General features: G+C 58.0%; 22 protein-coding genes. 19 read left to right on the top strand and 3 right to left on the bottom strand.

The window, feature by feature from the left end:
- Window positions 1-254: 254 nt before the first annotated feature.
- From ACQR3R_RS21775 to ACQR3R_RS21740, 8 genes are all read left to right on the top strand, one after another.
- Window positions 255-1,649, top strand: coding sequence for a MocR-like ectoine utilization transcription factor EhuR (locus ACQR3R_RS21775; protein WP_428275210.1), 1,395 nt, complete (start codon window positions 255-257; stop codon window positions 1,647-1,649).
- Between the two features lie 108 nt (window positions 1,650-1,757).
- On the top strand, window positions 1,758-2,729 hold the full coding sequence (eutB, locus tag ACQR3R_RS21770) for a hydroxyectoine utilization dehydratase EutB (protein WP_428275207.1): 972 nt from the start codon (window positions 1,758-1,760) through the stop codon (window positions 2,727-2,729).
- 32 nt (window positions 2,730-2,761) lie between these two features.
- On the top strand, window positions 2,762-3,754 hold the full coding sequence (gene eutC, locus ACQR3R_RS21765; protein WP_428275206.1) for an ectoine utilization protein EutC: 993 nt from the start codon (window positions 2,762-2,764) through the stop codon (window positions 3,752-3,754).
- A 43-nt stretch (window positions 3,755-3,797) separates the two neighbouring features.
- Window positions 3,798-4,988, top strand: coding sequence for an ectoine hydrolase DoeA (gene doeA, locus ACQR3R_RS21760; protein ID WP_428275204.1), 1,191 nt, complete (start codon window positions 3,798-3,800; stop codon window positions 4,986-4,988).
- Window positions 4,989-4,991: 3 nt separating this feature from the next.
- Window positions 4,992-5,993: a N(2)-acetyl-L-2,4-diaminobutanoate deacetylase DoeB gene (gene doeB, locus ACQR3R_RS21755; protein ID WP_428275202.1), complete on the top strand. Its 1,002-nt coding sequence runs from the start codon at window positions 4,992-4,994 to the stop codon at window positions 5,991-5,993.
- 51 nt (window positions 5,994-6,044) lie between these two features.
- Complete coding sequence (locus ACQR3R_RS21750; RefSeq protein ID WP_428275200.1) at window positions 6,045-6,524, top strand: Lrp/AsnC ligand binding domain-containing protein; 480 nt, start codon at window positions 6,045-6,047, stop codon at window positions 6,522-6,524.
- Window positions 6,525-6,651: 127 nt separating this feature from the next.
- Window positions 6,652-8,124, top strand: a complete 1,473-nt coding sequence (locus tag ACQR3R_RS21745; protein WP_428275198.1) for an aldehyde dehydrogenase family protein — start codon at window positions 6,652-6,654, stop codon at window positions 8,122-8,124.
- Between the two features lie 24 nt (window positions 8,125-8,148).
- Complete coding sequence (locus tag ACQR3R_RS21740; RefSeq protein ID WP_428275196.1) at window positions 8,149-9,534, top strand: aminotransferase; 1,386 nt, start codon at window positions 8,149-8,151, stop codon at window positions 9,532-9,534.
- A 70-nt stretch (window positions 9,535-9,604) separates the two neighbouring features.
- Here the strand turns inward: ACQR3R_RS21740 and ACQR3R_RS21735 are convergent, their stop codons facing one another.
- Window positions 9,605-10,039 (bottom strand): ZapG family protein, encoded by a 435-nt coding sequence (locus ACQR3R_RS21735; protein WP_428275194.1) that lies wholly within the window; start codon window positions 10,037-10,039, stop codon window positions 9,605-9,607.
- Between the two features lie 144 nt (window positions 10,040-10,183).
- Between ACQR3R_RS21735 and ACQR3R_RS21730 the strand changes: the two genes are divergently transcribed.
- The 3 genes from ACQR3R_RS21730 to zapE all read left to right on the top strand — a co-directional run bounded on the left by ACQR3R_RS21730 (window position 10,184) and on the right by zapE (window position 13,379).
- Entirely contained in the window at window positions 10,184-10,813 is a 630-nt protein-coding gene (locus ACQR3R_RS21730; protein ID WP_428275192.1) for an alpha/beta fold hydrolase, read from the top strand.
- 24 nt (window positions 10,814-10,837) lie between these two features.
- Entirely contained in the window at window positions 10,838-12,193 is a 1,356-nt protein-coding gene (locus ACQR3R_RS21725; protein ID WP_428275190.1) for a tryptophan--tRNA ligase, read from the top strand.
- A gap of 91 nt (window positions 12,194-12,284) precedes the next feature.
- Window positions 12,285-13,379, top strand: coding sequence for a cell division protein ZapE (gene zapE / locus ACQR3R_RS21720; RefSeq protein ID WP_428275188.1), 1,095 nt, complete (start codon window positions 12,285-12,287; stop codon window positions 13,377-13,379).
- Between the two features lie 167 nt (window positions 13,380-13,546).
- On the opposite strand, the gene ACQR3R_RS21715 is transcribed toward zapE, so the two are convergent.
- Window positions 13,547-14,542 (bottom strand): helix-turn-helix domain-containing protein, encoded by a 996-nt coding sequence (locus tag ACQR3R_RS21715; RefSeq protein WP_428275186.1) that lies wholly within the window; start codon window positions 14,540-14,542, stop codon window positions 13,547-13,549.
- A 145-nt stretch (window positions 14,543-14,687) separates the two neighbouring features.
- On the opposite strand from ACQR3R_RS21715, the gene ACQR3R_RS21710 reads away from it, so the two are divergent.
- Window positions 14,688-15,824 carry an acyl-CoA dehydrogenase family protein gene (locus ACQR3R_RS21710; RefSeq protein WP_428275184.1) on the top strand — a complete coding sequence of 379 codons (1,137 nt, stop codon included), beginning with the start codon at window positions 14,688-14,690 and terminating at the stop codon, window positions 15,822-15,824.
- A gap of 103 nt (window positions 15,825-15,927) precedes the next feature.
- Here ACQR3R_RS21710 and ACQR3R_RS21705 read toward each other — a convergent pair whose 3' ends face one another.
- On the bottom strand, window positions 15,928-16,968 hold the full coding sequence (locus ACQR3R_RS21705) for an NADP(H)-dependent aldo-keto reductase (RefSeq protein ID WP_428275182.1): 1,041 nt from the start codon (window positions 16,966-16,968) through the stop codon (window positions 15,928-15,930).
- Window positions 16,969-17,214: 246 nt separating this feature from the next.
- Here ACQR3R_RS21705 and rplM point away from each other — a divergent pair, with 246 nt between their 5' ends.
- The 7 genes from rplM (at window position 17,215) to ACQR3R_RS21670 (ending at window position 22,101) form a co-directional block, all read left to right on the top strand.
- Complete coding sequence (gene rplM, locus ACQR3R_RS21700) at window positions 17,215-17,643, top strand: 50S ribosomal protein L13 (protein WP_007905295.1); 429 nt, start codon at window positions 17,215-17,217, stop codon at window positions 17,641-17,643.
- 14 nt (window positions 17,644-17,657) lie between these two features.
- Complete coding sequence (gene rpsI / locus ACQR3R_RS21695) at window positions 17,658-18,050, top strand: 30S ribosomal protein S9 (RefSeq protein WP_003216038.1); 393 nt, start codon at window positions 17,658-17,660, stop codon at window positions 18,048-18,050.
- Between the two features lie 266 nt (window positions 18,051-18,316).
- Window positions 18,317-18,910 (top strand): ubiquinol-cytochrome c reductase iron-sulfur subunit, encoded by a 594-nt coding sequence (petA, locus tag ACQR3R_RS21690; protein ID WP_428275178.1) that lies wholly within the window; start codon window positions 18,317-18,319, stop codon window positions 18,908-18,910.
- Window positions 18,910-20,121: a cytochrome b N-terminal domain-containing protein gene (locus ACQR3R_RS21685; RefSeq protein WP_428275176.1), complete on the top strand. Its 1,212-nt coding sequence runs from the start codon at window positions 18,910-18,912 to the stop codon at window positions 20,119-20,121. Before petA ends, ACQR3R_RS21685 begins: the two co-directional genes overlap by 1 nt.
- Entirely contained in the window at window positions 20,121-20,900 is a 780-nt protein-coding gene (locus tag ACQR3R_RS21680; protein ID WP_428275174.1) for a cytochrome c1, read from the top strand. Before ACQR3R_RS21685 ends, ACQR3R_RS21680 begins: the two co-directional genes overlap by 1 nt.
- 153 nt (window positions 20,901-21,053) lie before the next feature.
- The gene (locus tag ACQR3R_RS21675) at window positions 21,054-21,671 is read left to right on the top strand and encodes a glutathione S-transferase N-terminal domain-containing protein (RefSeq protein ID WP_428275172.1); all 618 of its coding nucleotides are present in this window, start codon (window positions 21,054-21,056) and stop codon (window positions 21,669-21,671) included.
- A gap of 16 nt (window positions 21,672-21,687) precedes the next feature.
- On the top strand, window positions 21,688-22,101 hold the full coding sequence (locus ACQR3R_RS21670) for a ClpXP protease specificity-enhancing factor (RefSeq protein WP_428275170.1): 414 nt from the start codon (window positions 21,688-21,690) through the stop codon (window positions 22,099-22,101).
- Window positions 22,102-22,121 lie beyond the last annotated feature (20 nt).

The following is a 22,121-nucleotide window of genomic DNA, read 5'->3' as shown; positions in this document are numbered from 1 at the left end:
CTGACGGCTCTGTGGTAGGAGGCAGTGTTACAAGAGCAAAGCGTACAAGCGCTGATCCAACGAGCTGTGGTTCTGAATACAGCACCGGTACAGGTCGATCGTTTTTTGTGGGTGGCTTGAATACCAGCCTGTGCATCGACCCTGAACCGAGCATACAAAAGCCCCGGCCATCATTGCATTGCACTAGGACAATTGCTTTGCGCGTATTCTCGCGGGATGCTGTGCAAACACGCACAAACACGGGCTCCAGGCTGATGGACAAGTGGAAAGCGGCATTGGAAATCGCCCGCAGCGGTGAGTCCAAATACAAGATTCTGGTGCAGGCAATTGCTGATGACATCGAGCGGGGTGTGCTGGCCAACGATCAGCGCCTCCCGCCGCAGCGGCATGTAGCCGATGCGATGGGCATTAGCGTGCAAACCGTCACCAATGCCTATAAAGAGCTGGAGCGCCAAGGGCTGGTGCGTTGCGAAGTTGGGCGTGGCAGCTTTGTATCGCGGCGAATGAGCGACCGGGTAGCCACTTACATCCTCGACAGTCCCGAGCGTGCGCTGGTCGACTTTTCCATTACCCGAATCCTGCACACTCGCGAACACGACCAGTTCTGGCGCGAAACCTGTCGCGAACTCAGTACCGAAGAAGACCAACCGTGGATTCACGCCTTTCGTCCGATTGCCGGATTTGAATCGCACCGCGAGGCGGCGATGCACTGGATAGCCCGGCAGGGTTTACGGGTGGAGCGTGATGACATCCTGATCACCAACGGCGCGGCCCACGGGATCTTTCTCGCGTTGGCCTCACTGGCCGGCCCTGATGATGTGGTGTTGTGTGAAGGCGTGACCGACCACGGTGTGATCGGTAATTCCCAGGTCCTGGGGTTTACCCTCAAAGGCCTGGAGATGGATCGCCATGGCATTGACCCCGAGCACTTCGAAGACATGTGCAGCAACGAGCGCATCACCGCGCTGGTGTGCACGCCCAACCTGAACAACCCCACCACCAGCCTGATGCCCGACGGCCGTCGTCGCGAAATAGCCGACATCGCCCGGCGCTTCGGCGTGCACATTATCGAAGACGACGTCTACGGCCCGTTGCTGGATGAGCAACGCCCGCCGCCGATCAGCCACTATTTGCCAGAGCTGTCGTTCTATTGCACCAGCATGACCAAATCGGTGCTCACCGGTTTGCGCATCGGCTATCTGACGGTGCCCAAGCGCCTGGCGTTGCGCACCGAAAGTATTTTGCGGGTCAATAGCTGGATGGCCACGCCGATGGTGTCCGAGGTCGCCGCACGCTGGATTCGCGACGGGCGCGCCGACACGCTGGTGCGTCTGCAGCGCAAGTTGTTGGCGGGGCGCCAAGCGATGGTCAGCGAATATCTGGACGAGTACCTGTTGGGCCAGCATCCCCATGCATTGAATGCCTGGATCGCAATACCGCCGCACTGGGAGCTCGACAGCCTGGTGCGGGCACTGCGTCACAAGCACATTGCGGTCACATCGCCAGACCCGTTCACCGTGCGCGGAACGCCCAGGCCGCGGGCGGTTCGTGTGTGTGTGGGAGCGGAATGCAGTGACGAAGAAATGCGTAATGCACTGATCGGCATGCGCGAGATATTCGGTCAGTACCCGCAAATTCACGACTTTTAACGGCGAAAAAAGTCATCGGGAAGTTTGTTGATTAAATTGCCCTAGTACATTCATTGAGACAATCGAGCGCTCTTAGACTGCGACCAACACCTCAATCGGGACGCGGTCATGTCAGCGCTGGAGCTCAACGATATCTTCCTCGCTCGCCAGCGAATCGAATCACTGGTGCGGCGCACGCCCATGGACTATTCGCCCAGCCTCTCGCAGCGATTGGGTGTGCCGGTCTACCTCAAGCTTGAATCGCTGCAGCTCACCGGCAGCTTCAAATTGCGTGGCGCAAGCAATGCGGTAGCGCAGCTGACACCCGAACAAAAGGCCTTGGGCGTGGTGGCGGCATCGACCGGTAATCACGGTCGGGCGCTGGCCTATGCCGCATCCCGGCAAGGTGTGAAAGCAACGATTTGCCTGTCGCGTTTGGTGCCGGCGAACAAGGTTCAAGCGATTCGGGCGCTGGGGGCCGAAGTGTGCGTCTTTGGGCAGTCGCAGGACGAGGCGCAACACGGAGCCGAGCGCATAGCCCGTGAGCACGGTGCCACATTACTGCCGCCCTTCGATCATCCGGCGATCATCGCGGGGCAGGGCACGCTGGGCCTGGAAATCATCGAGCAGCAACCGGACGTGGCGCAGGTATTGGTGCCGCTATCGGGCGGCGGTTTGTTTGCCGGCGTGGCGCTGGCCCTCAAGCGTTCCAACCCAAACATCGTCATGCACGGCATCAGCATGCGCATCGGTGCCGCCATGCACGCCAGCCTCGAAGCCGGGCGTCCGGTAGCCGTTGAAGAGCTGCCGACCCTGGCCGATTCCCTCGGCGGCGGCATTGGCCTCAGCAATCGTTACACCTTCGACATGACCCGCGAGCTCTGCGATCACGTGCACCTGTTGGGCGAAACCTCCATCGCCGACGGCATTCGTCATGCCTACCGCGAAGAACGGCTGGTGCTGGAAGGCGCCGCGGTGGTGGGGATCTCGGCGTTGCTCAATGGTGTGATTGAGCCTCGCGGGCCGATTGTGGTGGTGGTCAGCGGTTGCAACGTCGACATCGATCAGCACTGGCGAGTACTCGCTGGCGCCAACGCATAAATCCAACAATAACCGACGGGAGCGCAGCGTTAATGAGCGACATAACACTACTGAGCGAAGCGGATCTGCGGGCCTGCGTGGCGCTGGACCTTGCGAGCATCGACGCCATTGAACAGGCATTTGTGCTATTGGCCACCGCGGCCGTCGCCATGCCGCCGATCCTGCGACTGGACATCCCTGAACACAACGGCGAAGTGGACGTGAAGACCGCTTACCTGCCTGGTCTGGAGCGGTTTGCGATCAAAGTCAGCCCGGGCTTTTTCGACAATCCGCAACTCGGATTGCCGAGCCTCAACGGCATGATGATGTTGCTATCGGCGCGCACCGGTTTGCTCGATGCCCTGCTACTCGATAACGGCTATTTGACCGCGGTACGCACGGCCGCTGCCGGTGCGGTGGCGGCGCGTTGTTTGTCGCGCGCCGACAGTCGCTGCGTCGCGTTGATCGGAGCGGGTGAACAAGCCGCGTTGCAGCTTCAGGCATTGCGCCTGGTGCGTCCGATTGAAAGCGTTCGGGTATGGGCACGTGACAGTGCCAAGGCAGCAGCCTTCAGCGCCGAGCTGGCACGTGACGGCACCCTGGCGGTCATTCCGTGCGCCAGCATTGGCGAGGCCATGAGCGGTGCGGACATCGCAATCACCTGCACGCCGAGCCGTCAACCGTTGATCGAGGCGTGCCATTTGCGCGCCGGTCTGCACATCACCGCGATGGGCTCGGACGCCGAACACAAGAACGAAATTTCCCCGCAAGCCTTGGCCGAAGTCGACCGTTATGTGGCAGATCGCCTGAGCCAGACCCGCCTCCTCGGTGAGTTGCATCACGCGTTGGCGGTCGGCGCGATCGCTGATGAATCCGCGCTGGCGGAGTTGGGCCAGGTGCTGGCGGGTCAGCGCCCGGGCCGTACCAGTGACACGCAGATCACCTTGTGCGATCTCACCGGCACCGGCGCGCAAGACACGGCCATGGCCAACTTGGCATTCGAGCGCGCGCGCTCGGCCGGCAAGGGATTCCAGTTCTCCAGCTAACCCGTTTTTTTCATCCGTGCGTCATTTATCAGAGGGCATGTGCATGTCTCAGATAGTCGTCAATCTCCCGTTCAAACGAGAGGAATACGCCCAGCGTCTGGCCAAGGTTCGAGTGGCCATGCAGGCACAAGGCATCGAGTTGTTGCTGGTCACCGACCCGTCCAACATGGCTTGGCTGACCGGTTACGACGGTTGGTCGTTTTACGTGCACCAATGCGTATTGCTGGCGCTCGACGGCGAGCCGGTGTGGTTCGGCCGCGGGCAAGACGCCAACGGCGCCAAGCGCACGGTGTTCATGCGCCACGAAAACATCGTCGGTTACCCGGACATTTACGTGCAGTCCCGCGAACGGCATCCCATGGATTATCTCGCCCGTGAAGTCATCAGCGCCCGGGGGTGGGAAGCGCTGACCATTGGCGTGGAAATGGACAACTATTACTTCAGCGCTGCGGCTTATTTATCGCTGAAGAAAAACCTGCCGCAGGCCTCTTTGATTGATGCGGTCGGCCTGGTGAACTGGCAGCGAGCGATCAAGTCGCCGCAGGAAATCGAGTACATGCGCATTGCTGCGCGCATCGTTGAAAAGATGCACGCACGGATCCTCGAACGGATCGAACCGGGCATGCGCAAGAATGAACTGGTGGCCGACATTTACAGCAGTGGCATCCTCGGTGCTGACGGATTTGGTGGCGATTACCCGGCCATCGTGCCGCTGCTGCCCACCGGTGCCGACGCCAGTGCGCCGCACCTGACATGGGACGATTCGCCCTTCGAAAAAGGCGCCGGGACGTTCTTTGAAATTGCCGGTTGTTACAAACGATACCACTGCCCGCTGTCGCGCACGGTCTATCTGGGCAAACCGCCGGTGCATTTTCTGGAAGGCGAAAAAGCGGTGGTCGAGGGGATCGCGGCCGGGCTCGATGCTGCCAGACCGGGCAACACGACGGGTGACATTGCGGTCGCTTTTTTCAAAGTGCTGGAGAAGTTTGGCATTCACAAGGACAGCCGTTGCGGGTACCCGATTGGTATCAGTTATCCGCCGGATTGGGGCGAGCGCACCATGAGCCTGCGTCCCGGCGACACCAGCGTATTGCAACCGGGTATGACCTTCCACTTCATGCCGGGTTTGTGGATGGACGACTGGGGACTGGAAATAACCGAGAGCATCCTGATTACCGAAACCGGGGTCGAGACGCTCTGCAATGTGCCACGCCAACTGTTCGTCAAGGATTGATCCATGAGTGATTTGCCTGAAAATCCGATCAGCGCCACGGTGGATTTCACCCGCGAGGGCGTGCAACACGGGTTCCTCAAATTGCCGTACTCGCGGGACGATTCAGCGTGGGGGGCCGTGATGATTCCGGTCACAGTGATCCAGCGTGGTCTGGGGCCGACCGCGCTGCTGACCGGAGGCAATCACGGCGATGAATATGAGGGGCCGGTGGCGCTGAGCAAACTGGCGCAAGGGCTGGCGGCTGCCGAGGTCAGCGGCCGGATCATCATCGTCCCCTTCATGAACACCCCGGCGTTTCATGCCGGGCGACGCACCTCGCCCATCGATAAAGGCAACCTCAATCGCAGCTTTCCCGGCAAACCGGATGGCACGGTAACCGAGAAAATCGCCGACTATTTTTGCCGCACGTTGTTGCCGTTGGCTGATGTGGTGCTGGACATTCATTCCGGTGGGCGAACCCTGGATTTCCTGCCGTTCGCTGCCTGCCATGTGCTGGCGGACAACAATCAGCAGGCTCGCTGCGAGGCCGCCATGCGCGCCTTCAATGCGCCGTACAGCATGCGCATGCTGGAGCTTGATGCCGGGGCGATGTACGACACTGCGGCCGAACGCCAGGGCAAGGTTTTTGTCACCACCGAATTGGGCGGTGGCGGCTCGTCCAGCGCCCGTAGCGTGGCCATCGCTGAGCGCGGAGTGCGCAATTTGCTAGTGCATACGGGGATTCTTCAGGGCGAGGTTCAGGCCTCGGCGTCGATCATGCTCGACATGCCCGATGCTGATTGTTTCATCGCCAGCGAACACGACGGCTTGCTGGAAATGTGCCGTGACCTGGGCGACAGCGTGAACGAGGGCGAAGTGATTGCACGCGTCTATGACGTCACTCGCAGTGGCGTGGCCCCGGTGGAGTATCGCGCCAGTCGCAGTGGCCTGTTGGCGGCTCGGCACTTTCCCGGTCTGGTACGTTGCGGCGATACCGTGGCGGTTATCGCCGAGGTGTTGAGCTGACAGGCCGAACTCAATACCAATGGTCCCTCAATGCCCCGGAGATTTTCGCCCATGCACAAGCTCGATCGATATGACCTGAACATCCTGCGGATACTTGCCGAAGACGGACGGATCACCAAGTCGAGCCTGGCTGAAGCGATCAATCTCTCGGTCACCCCGGCCTGGGAGCGGGTGCGCAAACTCGAAGCGATTGGGCTGATCAAGGGTTACCGGGCGCAGATCGACTGGAACGCCGTGTTCAAGAGCCAGCAGGTGTTGGTTGAAATCACCTTGGCTCGCCACACCGCGCAGGACATGCGCCGCTTTGAACAACGCATGAACGAGGCTGGCGAGGTGGCGTTCTGCTACGCAACGGGTGGCGGCGTGGATTACATGGCAATGATTCAGGCGCCTGACATCGATCACTACCAGCGCTTCATCGATCAGTTGCTGCTCGATGACCTGGGCATCGAACGCTACTTCACCTACATCGTGACCAAAATCATCAAGACCACGGGCGCTGCGCCGGCTGAGTTATCAGCCGCACCGTGAACCCCATGAATCCACTGTTTGGGGCTGTTCATTCAGAAAAAACCGTTTGTGACACCGCCCCAAACGCGAAGTCTCCCAAGGCTCGCGGCCCTAGCATGGTTGCACGTACACGCCTGGAGTGATTGCCATGACTTATCAACATCCGCTGCTGTTCAAAGCACTTTGCTACGTCGACGGGCATTGGGTGCACAGCGACAGTGGCCATAGCATCGCCGTGCATAACCCGGCGGACATGAAGTTGATCGGCCACGTGCCGATGCTGGATCGACCGCAAATCACTGCCGCCGTCGAGGCCGCGCACCGTGCTTTTCCGGCGTGGCGTGAGCAACGCCTTGAGGCCCGTGGGGCCATCCTGCGTCGCTGGGCGGCGTTGATCCTTGAACACCAGGAAGACCTGGCGCGCATTCTCAGTCAGGAGCAAGGCAAATCGCTGGCTGAATCTCGCGGCGAAATTGCCTATGCCGCCAGTTTCATTCCCTGGTTTGCCGAGGAAGCGCGGCGCCTGTATGGGCAGAACATCCCCAGTCACATTCCCGGCGCGCAGTTGGGCACGCTCAAGGAGCCGGTGGGTGTCTGCGCATTGCTGACACCGTGGAATTTCCCGTCGGCAATGATCACTCGCAAAGCGGCGGCGGCGTTGGCCGCCGGCTGCACTGTGGTGATCAAACCTGCCCATGAAACCCCGTATTCGGCTTTCGCGCTGGCGCAGTTGGCGGAGGAGGCGGGGTTCCCCGCAGGCGTGTTCAATGTCGTCCTCGGCGAACCGCAAATGGCCATGCAAACACTTGTTCAGGACCACCGCGTGCGCTCGGTCAGTTTCACCGGCTCGACCCGTGTCGGTAAGTTGGTGCTGCAAGCGGCCGCTCAGGATGTGAAGAAAGTTTCGCTGGAACTGGGTGGCAACGCGCCGTTCATTGTGTGCGCCGATGCCGATCTGGAACTGGCAGTGAATGTCGCGGTGCAGGCCAAGTTCCAAACGTCTGGCCAGGACTGCTGTGCCGCTAACCGGATCATGGTGGCGCGCCCGGTGTATCAGCAGTTTCTCAGCCTTTTTGCTGCTGCCGTGCGCCAGCTGAAGGTAGGCCCGGCACTGATAGGTGATGAGGAGCAAAACGTCGACGTTGGCCCGTTGATGCACCAGGCCGCGCTCGATGTCACTGCCGAACGTGTCGCAGATGCCTTGCAACTGGGAGCACGGCGATGCGTGGGTGGCGAGGCACATGCGCTCGGCGGCTTGTTCTATCAGCCGACGGTATTGGCCGATGTCACGCCGCAAATGCGCATTTACCGCGAAGAGAATTTCGCACCCATCGCCGGGGTGATGCCTTTCGACACACTGGAGCACGCCATCGAGATGGCCAACGACACCGAATACGGTTTGGCCGCCTACATTTGTTCCAACCGTATGGACGTTGTTTACCCACTGATCCGCCGACTCGACCACGCCATGATAGCGGTCAACGGCGTCAAGTTTACCGGCCATCCCATCCCGTTCGGCGGCATGAAAGCCTCGGGTCTGGGCCGCGAAGGCGGCAGTGAAGGCTTCGAAGCCTTCGTCGAAACCAAATACTTTTGCCTGCACCATCAAGGCCAGTTCTAAAGCCAGTTCTCAGGAGAAATTGCCATGAACCAAGAACTCGATACGTTGTTTGAACAAGACCGTGCGCACTTCATGCACCCCTCGACCCACGCCCATGATCACGCCAGTGGCGCATTGAAAGGGCGGATCATCCAAAGCGCTTCCGGCATTCGGATTCGTGACCATGAGGGCCGGGAATTTATCGATGCGTTTGCCGGTTTGTACTGCGTGAACATCGGTTACGGCCGCACCGAAGTGGCCGACGCGATCTACAAACAAGCCAAGGAACTGGCGTACTACCACACGTATGTCGGCCACTCGACCGAGGCAGTCATCGAGCTGTCCAGCCGCATCATCGACTGGGCGCCCGAGGGCATGAAAAAGGTCTATTACGGTTTGTCCGGTTCGGATGCCAACGAAACCCAGGTCAAACTGGTGCGCTACTACAACAACGTACTGGGCCGTCCGCAGAAGAAGAAAATCATCTCCCGCGACCGTGGTTATCATGGCTCCGGCATCATGACCGGCAGCCTCACCGGGCTTGCGACCTTTCATCAGCATTTCGATTTGCCGGTGGACGGCGTCAAACACACCGTGTGCCCGCACTGGTACCGCAAGGCGCCAGCCGGCATGGATGAAGCCGCGTTTGTGCGTTATTGCGCCGATGAGCTGGAAAAAATGATCCTCGCCGAAGGCCCCGACACCGTGGCCGCGTTCATCGGCGAGCCACTGATGGGCACGGGCGGCATCATCGTTCCGCCGGCCGGTTACTGGGCGGCGATTCAGGCGGTGCTGAACAAGTACGACGTGTTGCTGATCGCCGATGAGGTAGTCTGCGCGTTTGGTCGTTTGGGTTCAAAAATGGGCAGCCAGCGTTACGGTATGCGGCCGGACTTGATCACTACCGCCAAAGGCCTCACCAGTGCTTATGCGCCGTTATCAGCGGTGATCATTGGCGAAAAAGTCTGGAGCGTGATTGAAAAAGCCTCTGAGTCCGAAGGCGCGATGGGCCATGGCTGGACTTACTCTGGCCACCCGATTTGTGCGGCAGCGGCGTTGGCGAATCTCGACATTCTGGAACGGGAAAACCTGACGGCCAACGCGGAAAAAGTCGGCAGTTACCTCAACCGTCGTTTGCGTGAAACCCTGGAAGGGCATCCGTTGGTGGGCGAGGTGCGCGGCGACGGCATGCTCGCGGCAGTCGAATTCATGGCTGATCGTGAGCGCCGTACACCGTTCGATGCGGCGCTGAAGGTGGGGCCCAAAGTGTCGGCCGCTTGCCTTGAACGCGGCATGATTGCCCGGGCGATGCCGCACGGCGACATCCTTGGCTTTGCGCCGCCGCTGATTCTGACCGAGGCCGAAGCCGAGCTGATTGTCGACATCACCAAAAGCGCGGTCGATCAGGTGGCCAGCGAGGTGCTTGGCTAAAAACATCAGCCATAAAAAAACCCTTGAACCAGCAATGATTCAAGGGTTTTTTATGTCGCGCGAAACCTGATTACTTTTTCAGGCCGTAATGCTCATCGAGCATGCCCGGCGCGTTCGGGGCTTTTGGGGCGTAGTCGCGAGGCGGTTCCTGATTGCGCGGGGGCGTCAGGCGTTCCCGTGGCGCGACTGCCGCATCGGCATGCAGGGCGGCCAGCAGGCGTTGGCGAGTTTGCTCGTCCAGGGCCAGTCTATTGGCGCCCTCGGCGAGATGATCCTGAACTTCCTGATAGCTCGCAGTCAGTTTCTTGACCAGTGTTGCAGTGCTGTTGAAGTGGGTCACCACCTCGTTTTGATAACTGTCGAAACGTTCCTGAATGTCATCCAGCTGACGTTGCGTGCGGTTAGGCGCGGCGCTCGGCACCAGGCGAGCGATCAGGAATCCAATGGCGACACCCACAACCAGGGCAAGAGTCGGTAACAACCAAACTAAGAGCGAGTGTTCCACGAGTCCTTCCTCTATAAACGGCTTTGCTTTACGTTAACGGCTCGAACCTGCGCTGTATACCGCGATTCACTCGCAATAGATTGGCACAGACAATTTGCTAGACGAGTCGACCCGATTCGAGGTCACGGAGTTCCTTCCTTGCTTATGCGCGAAACCCCTGTAGTGATTGATGGCCCCGTCGGTCAACTGGAAAGTTTGTACCTGGATAACGAGCAGCCGCGCGGCATAGCGCTGATCTGCCATCCAAACCCGGTGCAGGGCGGCACCATGCTCAATAAAGTGGTCTCGACCCTGCAGCGCACCGCGCGCGACGCCGGTTTGATTACGTTGCGCTTCAACTACCGTGGAGTGGGCGCCAGTGAAGGCACGCACGACATGGGCACCGGCGAAGTCGACGATGCCCAGGCTGCCGCCGAATGGTTGCGTGCCAAGCATCCTGAATGGCCGTTGACGCTGTTTGGTTTCTCCTTTGGCGGCTTTGTTGCTGCAAGTCTCGGTGGACGCCTTGAGGCCAATGGCGAGCAGCTCAAGCATCTGTTCATGGTCGCCCCTGCGGTGATGCGCCTGGGCGATCAGGATCAACTGCCACAACAGGGCGATTTGACGCTGATTCAGCCAGAAACCGACGAAGTGATCGATCCGACGCTGGTCTATGCCTGGTCTGAAAAACTCGAGCGTCCCCATGAGCTGCTGAAAGTGGCAGAATGCGGACACTTTTTTCATGGCAAGCTCACTGATCTCAAGGATCTGATCCTGCCGCGTCTTTCGAATTGATTGCAGTCTGACAAGCGATTACCCATGACGACCCGTACCCGCATTCTCACCGGCATCACCACCACCGGCACGCCGCACCTGGGCAACTACGCCGGCGCCATCCGTCCGGCCATCCTCGCCAGCCGTGACAGCAACGCCGATTCGTTCTACTTCCTGGCCGATTACCACGCCCTGATCAAATGCGATGACCCGCTGCGCATCCAGCGCTCGCGACTGGAAATCGCCGCGACCTGGCTGGCCGGTGGCCTGGATGTGGATCGCGTAACGTTCTACCGTCAGTCCGACATCCCTGAAATTCCCGAGCTGACATGGCTGCTGACTTGCGTAGCGGCCAAGGGCCTGCTTAACCGCGCCCACGCCTACAAGGCCTCGGTGGACAAGAACGTCGAAACCGGTGAAGACCCGGACGCCGGTATCACCATGGGCCTGTACAGCTATCCGGTATTGATGGCAGCGGACATCTTGATGTTCAACGCGCACAAAGTGCCGGTCGGACGTGACCAGATCCAGCACGTGGAAATGGCCCGCGACATCGGCCAGCGCTTCAACCACCTGTTCGGCAATGGCAAAGAATTCTTCACCATGCCCGAGGCGCTGATCGAAGAAAGCGTCGCCACGCTGCCAGGCCTCGACGGTCGCAAGATGTCGAAGAGCTACGACAACACCATCCCGTTGTTCAGCAGCGCCAAGGACATGAAGGACGCGATTTCGCGCATCGTTACCGACTCCCGCGCGCCGGGCGAAGCGAAAGATCCAGACAATTCGCACCTGTTCACCTTGTTCCAGGCTTTTGCCACGCCGGCGCAGTCCGCCGAGTTCCGCGGCGAACTGCTGCAAGGCCTGGGCTGGGGTGAAGCTAAAAATCGCCTGTTCCAACTGCTCGACAGCGAGCTGGGCGAGTCCCGCGAGCGTTACCATCAACTGATCGAACGTCCTGCAGACCTGGAAGACATCCTGCAGATCGGCGCCAAAAAGGCCCGCGCCGTGGCCACACCGTTCCTTAACGAACTGCGCGAGGCGGTTGGCCTGCGATCTTTCGTCGCCCAGACGCAAGTCGCTGCCACCACCAAGAAGAAAGCCGCGAAAGCCGCGCGTTTCGTCAGTTTTCGTGAAGACGACGGCAGTTTCCGCTTCCGCCTGTTGGCGGCTGATGGCGAACAACTGCTGCTGTCGCGCAACTTCGCCGACGGTAAAACAGCAGGCCAGGTGACCAAACAGTTGCAAGCGGGCCAGCCTCTGGATGTGCGCAGCGAAGACCTGAGCTTCAGCGTATGGCTGGAAGGTGAGTGTGTTGCCGACAGCGCAACCTTCGCTGACAGCAGTGCTCGCGACGTCGCCATTGACGCCCTGCGCGTTGCCCTGACGCCGGTTCAGGAATAAAACAACGGCTCGGTCCGACCAAGGGCCGATTGCCATTCCCACGGGCCATCGCTACAGTGACGGCCCGTTTTTGTTGCCTTGCTAACGAATTATGACGCCCCTAGAACGATATCAAGCTGATCTGAAACGCCCGGACTTCTTCCATGATGCCGCCCAGGAAACTGCGGTGCGTCATTTGCAGCGCCTGTACGACGATCTGGTCGCCGCCTCGCAGGTCAAAACAGGTCTGCTCGGCAAACTGTTTGGCAAGAAAGAGCAGGCGCCGGTCAAAGGCCTGTACTTCTGGGGTGGCGTCGGCCGGGGCAAGACTTACCTGGTAGACACCTTCTTCGAAGCACTGCCGTTCAAGGAAAAGGTCCGTACTCACTTCCACCGCTTCATGAAGCGCGTGCACGAAGAGATGAAGACCCTGCCGGGCGAAAAGAACCCGCTGACTATCATCGCCAAGCGCTTCTCCGACGAAGCCCGGGTGATCTGTTTCGATGAGTTTTTTGTCTCTGATATCACCGACGCCATGATCCTTGGCACGCTGATGGAAGAGTTGTTCAAGAACGGCGTGACGCTGGTTGCGACCTCCAACATCGTGCCGGATGGCTTGTACAAGGATGGCCTGCAACGTGCACGCTTCCTGCCGGCCATCGCGCTGATCAAGCAGAACACTGAAATCGTCAACGTCGACAGCGGCGTCGATTACCGTTTGCGCCACCTGGAACAAGCGGAACTGTTCCACTTCCCGCTGGACGAAGCGTCCCATGAAAGCCTGCGCAAGAGCTTTCGGGCGTTAACGCCGGAGTGCACGCAAGCCATCGAAAACGACGTGCTGGTGATCGAGAACCGTGAAATTCGTGCGTTGCGTACCTGTGACGACGTGGCCTGGTTCGATTTCCGCGAACTGTGTGATGGCCCGCGCAGCCAGAACGACTACATCGAACTGGGCAAGATTTTCCACGCCGTGCTGCTCAGCGGTGTCGAGCAAATGAACGTCACCACCGACGACATCGCCCGACGCTTTATCAACATGGTCGACGAGTTCTACGACCGTAACGTGAAGCTGATCATTTCTGCCGAAGTTGAACTCAAAGACCTTTATACCGGCGGTCGCCTGAACTTCGAGTTCCAGCGCACGCTCAGCCGCTTGCTGGAAATGCAGTCTCACGAATTCCTGTCTCGGGCGCACAAGCCTTAGTCTGGAAGCCTAAAAAAAGGCCTGCAAATGCAGGCCTTTTTTGTGTGCCGAAATTTATCCCTGTGGGAGCGAGGCTGCTCGCGAAAGCGGTGTGTCAGACAACAGCGATGTTGAATGTTCCTGCCTCACCGCGAGCAGGCTCGCTCCCACAATGAATCTCTAGTGTGTCAGGCAGCTTGCTGAAACTGCTGCCGATACTGGTTCGGTGACAATTCAGTGTGTTGGCGGAACAGGCGCGCAAAGAAACTTGCGTCGTCGTATCCAACTTCATAACTGATGGTCTTGATGCTTTTGCGGCTGCCGGACAGCAAGCCCTTCGCGGTTTCGATGCGCAGGCGTTGCAGGTAATGCAGCGGTTTGTCGCCGGTGGCGGTCTGGAAGCGGCGCATGAAGTTGCGGATGCTCATGCCGTGTTCGCGAGCGACGTCTTCGAAGCGGAATTTGTCGGCAAAGTGTTCTTCGAGCCAGTGCTGGATTTGCAGAATGATCACGTCCTGATGCAGCTTTTGACCGCCGAAACCGATTCTTCCAGGCGAATAACTGCGTTGCACTTCATAGAGAATGTCGCGCGCCACGGCCTGGGAAACGTTGGCGCCACAGAAACGTTCGATCAGGTAGATGTACAGGTCGCAGGCCGAGGTCGTGCCGCCGGCGCAATACAGGTTGTCGGCGTCGGTGAGGTGCTTGTCCTGGTTGAGCTGGACGTTGGGGAAGCGCTCGGCAAATGCATTGAAGAAACGCCAGTAGGTAGTCGCCTCCTTGCCATCGAGCAGCCCGGCTTCGGCAAGCCAGAAAACGCCAGTGGCTTCGCCGCAGAGTACCGCGCCACGTGCATGTTGTTGCCGCAGCCACGGCAGGACTTGAGGGTAACGCTGGCACAAGGTTTCAAAATCGTCCCAGAAGGCCGGGAGGATGATGATGTCGGCGTTTTCCAGTGCGCCGTCGACCGGCATGATCACGTCGCTGAAACTGTTTACCGGTTTGCCGTCAGGGCTGACCAGGCGGGTTTCGAAGGCGGGTGTAAGGCCTTGTCCCAACTGTTTGCCATAACGCAGGCTAGCCAGGTGGAAAAAATCCTTGGCTTGCATGAGGGTGGAAGCGAAAACCCGGTCAATGGCCAGGATACTGACGCGCCGTAAAGGCGTGGAGGCTTGGTTAGACATAATTCAACTTTATTCTTATAGGGGAAAGTGGTCACCAGACGGCTGGATCGTCTTATTTTTTGTCTGATGTGTCCAGTGTCCTGTATCGAATACGAGGCTTAGTCTCTGAAGGCGATTTCCGTCTGACAATAACTACAGGTGCCGCATGATCCCCAGAACCTTGTTCAGTTCCGAGCACGAGCTTTTTCGCGACAGTGTGCGTACGTTTCTCGAAAAAGAGGCTGTGCCGTTTCATGGGCAGTGGGAAAAACAGGGGTATATCGACCGCCAACTCTGGAACAAGGCAGGGGAGGCGGGGATGTTGTGCTCCCATCTACCGGAAGAGTATGGCGGGCTGGGGGCGGACTTTCTTTACAGCGCGGTGGTGATCGAAGAGGTCGGTCGGCTAGGCCTGACGGGGATCGGGTTTTCCCTGCACTCCGACATCGTCGCGCCTTACATCCTGCATTACGGCAGTGAAGCGCTGAAACACAAATACCTGCCCAAACTGGTATCCGGCGAGATGGTCACTGCGATTGCGATGACCGAGCCCGGTGCCGGTTCCGACCTGCAAGGGGTAAAAACCACTGCAGTGCTGGACGGTGACGAGTATGTGATCAACGGCTCTAAAACCTTTATTACCAACGGCTTTCTGGCTGACCTGGTGATCGTCGTGGCCAAGACCGATCCGAGGGCAGGAGCGAAAGGCACCAGCCTGTTTTTAGTCGAAGCCGACACGCCGGGATTCGCCAAAGGCAAACGCCTGGAAAAGGTCGGAATGAAAGCCCAGGACACCTCGGAGCTGTTCTTCCAGGATGTGCGGGTGCCTAAGGAAAATTTGTTGGGCCAAGCCGGGATGGGCTTCGCTTACCTGATGCAGGAATTACCGCAGGAACGGCTCACCGTCGCCATCGGCGGGGTCGCATCGGCCGAAGCAGGGTTGCAATGGACGCTGGAATACACCCGAGAACGAAAAGCCTTCGGCAAGGCAATCGCCGACTTTCAGAACACTCGCTTCAAACTGGCGGAGATGGCCACTGAAATTCAGATTGGCCGGGTTTTCATTGATCGCTGTCTGGAGTTGCACCTGCAAGGCAAGCTCGACGTGCCGACGGCCGCGATGGCCAAGTATTGGGGCACAGACCTGCAATGCAGGGTGCTCGACGAGTGCGTGCAGTTGCATGGCGGCTATGGATTCATGTGGGAATACCCGATTGCCCGGGCGTGGGCCGATGCACGGGTACAGCGCATTTATGCCGGTACCAACGAGATCATGAAGGAGATTATTGCGCGGTCGCTTTGATTTTCGCTGACTTCAAGACCGCTATCGCGAGCAGGCTCGCTCCCACAGGTTGAAGTGATCTCCTGTGGGAGCGAGCCTGCTCGCGAACGGATCTAAAGACCGATCAAGGCGCCGGGTTCGGGTGATCCTTGTGAATCGCTTCAATCCCCTCCAGCACTTCATCGGAAAGGTTCAGGTCGAAACTGGCGATGTTGCTTTCCAGTTGCTCCATTGTCGTTGCGCCAATGATGTTGCTGGTGACGAATGGCTGCTGCGTGACGAACGCCAATGCCATTTGCGCCGGGTCCAGGCCGTGTTCTCGGGCCAGTGCCACGTAACGGCTGCACGCAGCTTCCGACTGCGCATTGAAATAGCGGCTGAAGCGGCTGTAGAGGCTCAAGCGGCCTTTTGGTGGGCGTGCGCCGCCCTCGTATTTGCCCGACAGGAAGCCAAACGCCAATGGCGAATAGGCGAGCAGGCCGCACTGTTCGCGAATGGCAATTTCCGCCAGGCCAACTTCGAAGCTGCGGTTCAGCAGGTTGTAAGGGTTCTGGATTGACACCGCACGCGGCCAGCCACGAGCTTCGGCCAAAGCGAGGAAGCGCATGGTTCCCCATGGGGTTTCATTGGACAGGCCGATATGACGAATCTTGCCGGCCTTGACCTGTTCGTCCAGCGCTTCGAGGGTGTCCTCGAGTGGCGTCAGGTTGGCTTCGATCTTGTGTTTGTAGCCCAGTTGGCCGAAGAAATTGGTGCTGCGCTCCGGCCAGTGCAACTGATACAGGTCGATGTAGTCGGTTTGCAGGCGCTTGAGGCTGGCGTCCACGGCTTCAGTGATGTGCTGACGGTTATGACGCAGGTTTTTATCGCGAATGTAGTCGATGGTGTTGCCGGGGCCGGCAATCTTGCTGGCCAGAATCCAGTCAGCGCGATCACCGTGGCTCTTGAAGTAATTACCGATGTAGCGCTCGGTGGTGGCATAGGTTTCGGCCTTGGGCGGCACTGGGTACATCTCTGCGGTATCGATGAAATTGATCCCGGCGCTTTTGGCGCGTTCAATCTGGGCGAAGGCTTCAGCTTGGCTGTTTTGCTCGCCCCAGGTCATGGTTCCGAGGCAGATTGCACTCACATTCAGATTGGTTCGGCCTAGCTGGCGATAGTCCATCGGGTGCTCCCTTGGGAAAACAATCATAAAAGCAGGTTGAAATATTTTTCGCAATCTGCATAATTGCGCACCTCTTTCTGCAGTGGAAGTGATGCGCCGCCGCCGAAGAATCTTGCCGTTGAACGGACGCGCCGACCCGAGCCCCCGAAAGCGTCTGTATCCGGCTGCCTTTGACTTGTCAAAGTACGCACTATTCAGTAAGATCCGCCGTCTAAATTTACAGGGCGGCCCCTGAGGCTATAAAGAATGAAAACTTTTACTGCTAAACCGGAAACAGTACAGCGCGACTGGTTTGTCGTCGACGCTGCAGGTCAGACCCTGGGTCGTCTGGCCACCGAAATCGCGAGCCGTCTGCGTGGCAAGCATAAAGCTGAGTACACTCCTCACGTTGACACCGGCGATTACATCGTCGTTATCAATGCCGAGCAGATTCGTGTAACCGGTGCTAAAACCACCGACAAAATCTACTACTCCCACTCCGGTTTCCCGGGCGGCATCAAGTCGATCAACTTTGAAAAGCTGATCGCTAAAGCCCCTGAGCGCGTGATCGAGACTGCGGTCAAAGGCATGCTGCCTAAGAACCCGCTGGGTCGCGACATGTATCGTAAGCTGAAAGTCTATGCGGGCGCTGTACACCCTCATACTGCTCAGCAGCCCCAAGAACTGAAGTTTTAACGGAATAGTTCATTATGTCGGCGACTCAAAATTACGGCACTGGCCGTCGCAAGACCGCAACCGCACGCGTTTTCCTGCGTCCGGGTACTGGTAACATCTCGATCAACAACCGCACCCTGGAAAATTTCTTCGGTCGCGAAACTGCCCGCATGGTAGTTCGTCAGCCGCTGGAATTGACTGAGACTGTCGAGAAGTTCGACATCTACGTCACCGTTATCGGTGGCGGTGTGAGTGGTCAAGCTGGCGCAATCCGCCACGGTATCACTCGTGCGCTGATGCAGTACGACGAAACCCTGCGTGGCGCTCTGCGCAAAGCTGGCTTCGTTACTCGCGATGCTCGTGAAGTTGAACGTAAGAAAGTTGGTCTGCGTAAAGCGCGTAAGCGTCCGCAGTACTCGAAGCGTTAATTCGCTTTCACGTTCAAAAAGAACGCCCAGTTCCTTACGGAGCTGGGCGTTTTTTTATGGGCGCGTTTTATTAAAGAATTGCTCTGTGACAACTTGCCACAGCCGTAGAGGCCCTATACTACAAGGCTTGGCAGTGGAGCCCTTCGGTAATTACCTTGTCAGAATTGGGGCTTTTCATTACCATTCGGCAAAATTTTTATAAGTTCAGATTTTTACTTAGTAGACGCCTGATTTAACAGGCCACAAAGCTGATGGGAGAGGACTGAATGAGCAATGACGGCGTGAATACAGGCCGGCGTCGCTTCTTGGTAGCAGCCACATCCGTGGTGGGAGCTGCAGGAGCGGTGGGGGCTGCGGTCCCGTTCGTGGGGTCATGGTTTCCCAGTGCCAAGGCGAAAGCCGCAGGTGCACCGGTGAAAGTGAATGTCAGCAAAATCGAGCCAGGCCAGCAAATGATTGCTGAATGGCGCGGTCAGCCGGTGTTCATTGTCCGCCGTACCGAGGAGATCCTGGGGAATCTGAAGAAGATTGAGGATCAGCTTTCTGATCCTGATTCCAAGAACTCGACGCAACCAACTTATGTCGATCCGGAAACGCGTTCGATCAAGCCAGAAATTCTGCTGCTGATCGGTATTTGCACACACTTGGGCTGCTCGCCGACCTTCAGGCCGGAAGTGGCGCCCGCCGATCTCGGTCCGAAGTGGGTGGGTGGTTATTTCTGCCCTTGCCACGGCTCCCACTACGACCTGGCTGGCCGCGTCTACAAGTCGCAACCTGCGCCTTTGAACCTGCCAGTTCCCCCGCATTCCTATGAGACCGATGAGATTATTGTCATTGGCGTCGATACGGAGAAAGCGTGATGAGCAAGTTCATGGATTGGGTTGATGCGCGCTTTCCCGCGACCAAAATGTGGGAAGACCATCTCAGCAAGTATTACGCCCCGAAGAACTTCAACTTCTTCTATTTCTTTGGCTCCCTGGCGCTGCTCGTTCTGGTCAACCAGATCGTTACCGGTGTCTGGCTGACAATGAGCTACACCCCTTCGGCTGAAGAAGCTTTTGCTTCCGTCGAGTACATCATGCGCGACGTCGAGTACGGCTCGATCCTGCGTCTGTTGCACTCCACTGGCGCTTCGGCGTTCTTCATCGTGGTTTATCTGCACATGTTCCGGGGCTTGCTCTACGGTTCTTACCAGAAGCCGCGTGAGTTGGTGTGGGTCTTCGGCATGCTGATCTACCTGGCGCTGATGGCTGAAGCCTTTATGGGTTACTTGCTGCCGTGGGGCCAGATGTCCTACTGGGGTGCCCAGGTAATTATTTCGCTGTTCGGTGCGATTCCGGTCATCGGCAACGACCTGACTCAGTGGATCCGTGGTGACTACCTGATTTCCGGTATTACCCTGAACCGCTTCTTTGCGTTGCACGTCGTGGCATTGCCGATCGTTATTCTGGGTCTGGTGGTGCTGCACGTTCTGGCGCTGCACGAAGTCGGGTCGAACAACCCGGACGGCGTGGACATCAAAAAGTACAAAGACGAGAACGGCGTACCGCTGGATGGTATTGCCTTCCACCCTTACTACACCGTGAAAGATATCGTCGGCGTCGTGGTGTTCCTGTTCATCTTCTGCTCGATCGTGTTCTTCTTCCCGGAAATGGGCGGTTATTTCCTCGAGAAGCCGAACTTTGAAGTGGCGAACGCGTTCAAGACGCCAGAGCACATTGCCCCGGTTTGGTACTTCACGCCGTTCTACGCGATCCTGCGGGCGATTCCGGACAAACTCATGGGTGTTATCGCCATGGGTGCGGCCATCGCGGTGCTGTTCGTCCTGCCATGGCTCGATCGCAGTCCGGTCAAGTCGATGCGCTATAAAGGCTGGCTGAGCAAAATCTGGCTTTGGGTGTTCTGCATCTCGTTCGTGATCCTGGGTGTGTTGGGCGTATTGGCGCCAACCCCTGAGCGTACGTTGCTGTCGCAGGTATGTACCTTCCTGTACTTCGCCTACTTCATTCTGATGCCGTTCTACACCAGGCTCGAGAAGACCAAACCGGTTCCGGAAAGGGTGACTGGCTGATGAAAAAGCTATTTGCTGTACTGATTCTTGCTGCCATGCCTGTGCTGTCTTTTGCGGCTGAACATGGCCCCGAGCTGGAAAAAGTCGACATCGACGTTTCCGATAAAGCCGCAATGCAGGATGGCGCACGCACGTTCGCCAACTATTGCATGGGTTGCCACAGCGCGAAGTTCCAGCGCTACGAGCGTGTAGCAGATGATTTGGGTATTCCTCACGATCTGATGCTGTCGAAACTGATATTCACCGGCGCCAAGATCGGCGACCACATGAGCATCGGCATGCAGCCGGCAGACGCCAAAACCTGGTTCGGGGCTGCACCGCCCGACCTGACGCTGGTCGCTCGTGTGCGGGGTACCGACTGGCTCTACGGTTACCTGCGTTCGTTCTACGAAGACCCGTCGCGCCCTTGGGGTGTGAACAACAAGGTCTTCCCGAACGTCGGGATGCCTAACGTACTGGTCGGCCTGCAAGGTCGTCAGGTGGTAGGCTGTAAACAAGTTCAAATCGTCGAAGACGGCAAGAAGCAATACGATCCGTTGACGGGCACGCCTTTGACTCATGAAGCGTGCGACCAACTGACCGTGTTGCCTAAAACCGGCACGCTGAACGAAGAGCAGTTCGACGAGAAGGTCAAGAATCTGGTGACCTTCCTGGCCTACTCGGCCAACCCGGTGAAGCTGCAGCATCAGCGCATCGGTACCTATGTGTTGCTGTACCTGGCGTTCTTCTTCGTATTCGCATATTTGCTCAAGCGTGAATACTGGAAAGACGTCCATTGATAAAGCTGTAACAATTGCTGTCAATCGCGCGCGCCCAAGGGCGTCTCTGAAAGGTGTAACGCGTCTGGTTTCCAGGCGACAGTTACGGGAGGCGTCCTCTGGGCGCGCGCGTTTTTCCGTTTTCGATAATTTCAACAAGCGAGGAGGACCGCCATGGGCGTGACCAATCGGTTGGCCTGTTACTCCGACCCCGCCGACCACTATTCCCACCGAGTACGTATGGTACTTGCAGAGAAGGGTGTCAGCGCCGAGATCATTTATGTGGAAGCTGGTCGCCAGCCGCCTAAACTGATTGAGGTGAACCCTTACGGAAGCCTGCCCACGCTGGTCGATCGTGACCTGGCGTTGTGGGAGTCGACCGTGGTGATGGAATATCTGGATGAGCGTTACCCGCATCCGCCTTTACTGCCGGTTTACCCAGTGGCGCGTGCCAACAGCCGTCTGCTGATTCATCGTATTCAGCGTGACTGGTGCGGTTTGGTGGATCTGATCCTGGACCCCAAGGCCAAGGAAGCAGCCCGCGTAGTGGCTCGTAAAGAGCTGCGTGAAAGCCTGACAGGCGTGTCGCCATTGTTTGCCGACAAGCCGTTTTTCCTCAGTGAGGAACAAAGTCTGGTGGATTGCTGCCTATTACCAATACTCTGGCGTTTGCCGATTTTGGGTATTGAATTGCCACGGCCTGCCAAGCCGTTGCTTGATTATATGGAGCGCTCGTTTGCGCGTGAGGCTTTCCAGGCGAGTCTGTCTGGTGTCGAACGCGATATGCGCTAAGGCTTAAGGAGCCGCTATGAACTCCAGTCGACCTTATCTGGTCCGCGCGCTCTATGAGTGGATTGTGGATAACGATTGCACCCCGCACATGCTGGTCAATTCCGAGTTTCCGTCGGTGCAGGTGCCTCAGGGATTCGCCAGTGACGGGCAAATTGTCCTGAACGTTTCGCCGGCAGCCGTGCGTCATTTGCACATGGACAACGAAGCGGTCAGCTTCGAAGGGCGTTTCGGCGGTGTGCCGCATACGTTGTACGTGCCTATAGCATCGATCCTGGGCATTTACGCTCGGGAGAACGGTCAGGGCATGGTGTTCGATCTGGAGTCGCCTATGGAAGACGAGGACGAGATCGAGCCGGATGATGAACTTCCGCCACCCGACAGCGAGCCGCCGCGTCCCAGCGGTCGACCCAGTTTGAAAGTGGTGAAATAAAAAAAGGCGATCCGCAAGGA

This window comes from Gordonia sp. IEGM753, assembly GCF_050321825.1.
In the GTDB taxonomy this organism is placed as follows: Bacteria; Pseudomonadota; Gammaproteobacteria; order Pseudomonadales; family Pseudomonadaceae; genus Aquipseudomonas.
The sequence above is the reverse complement of the archived record's forward strand: the minus strand, read 5'-3'. Positions and strand labels throughout refer to the sequence as shown.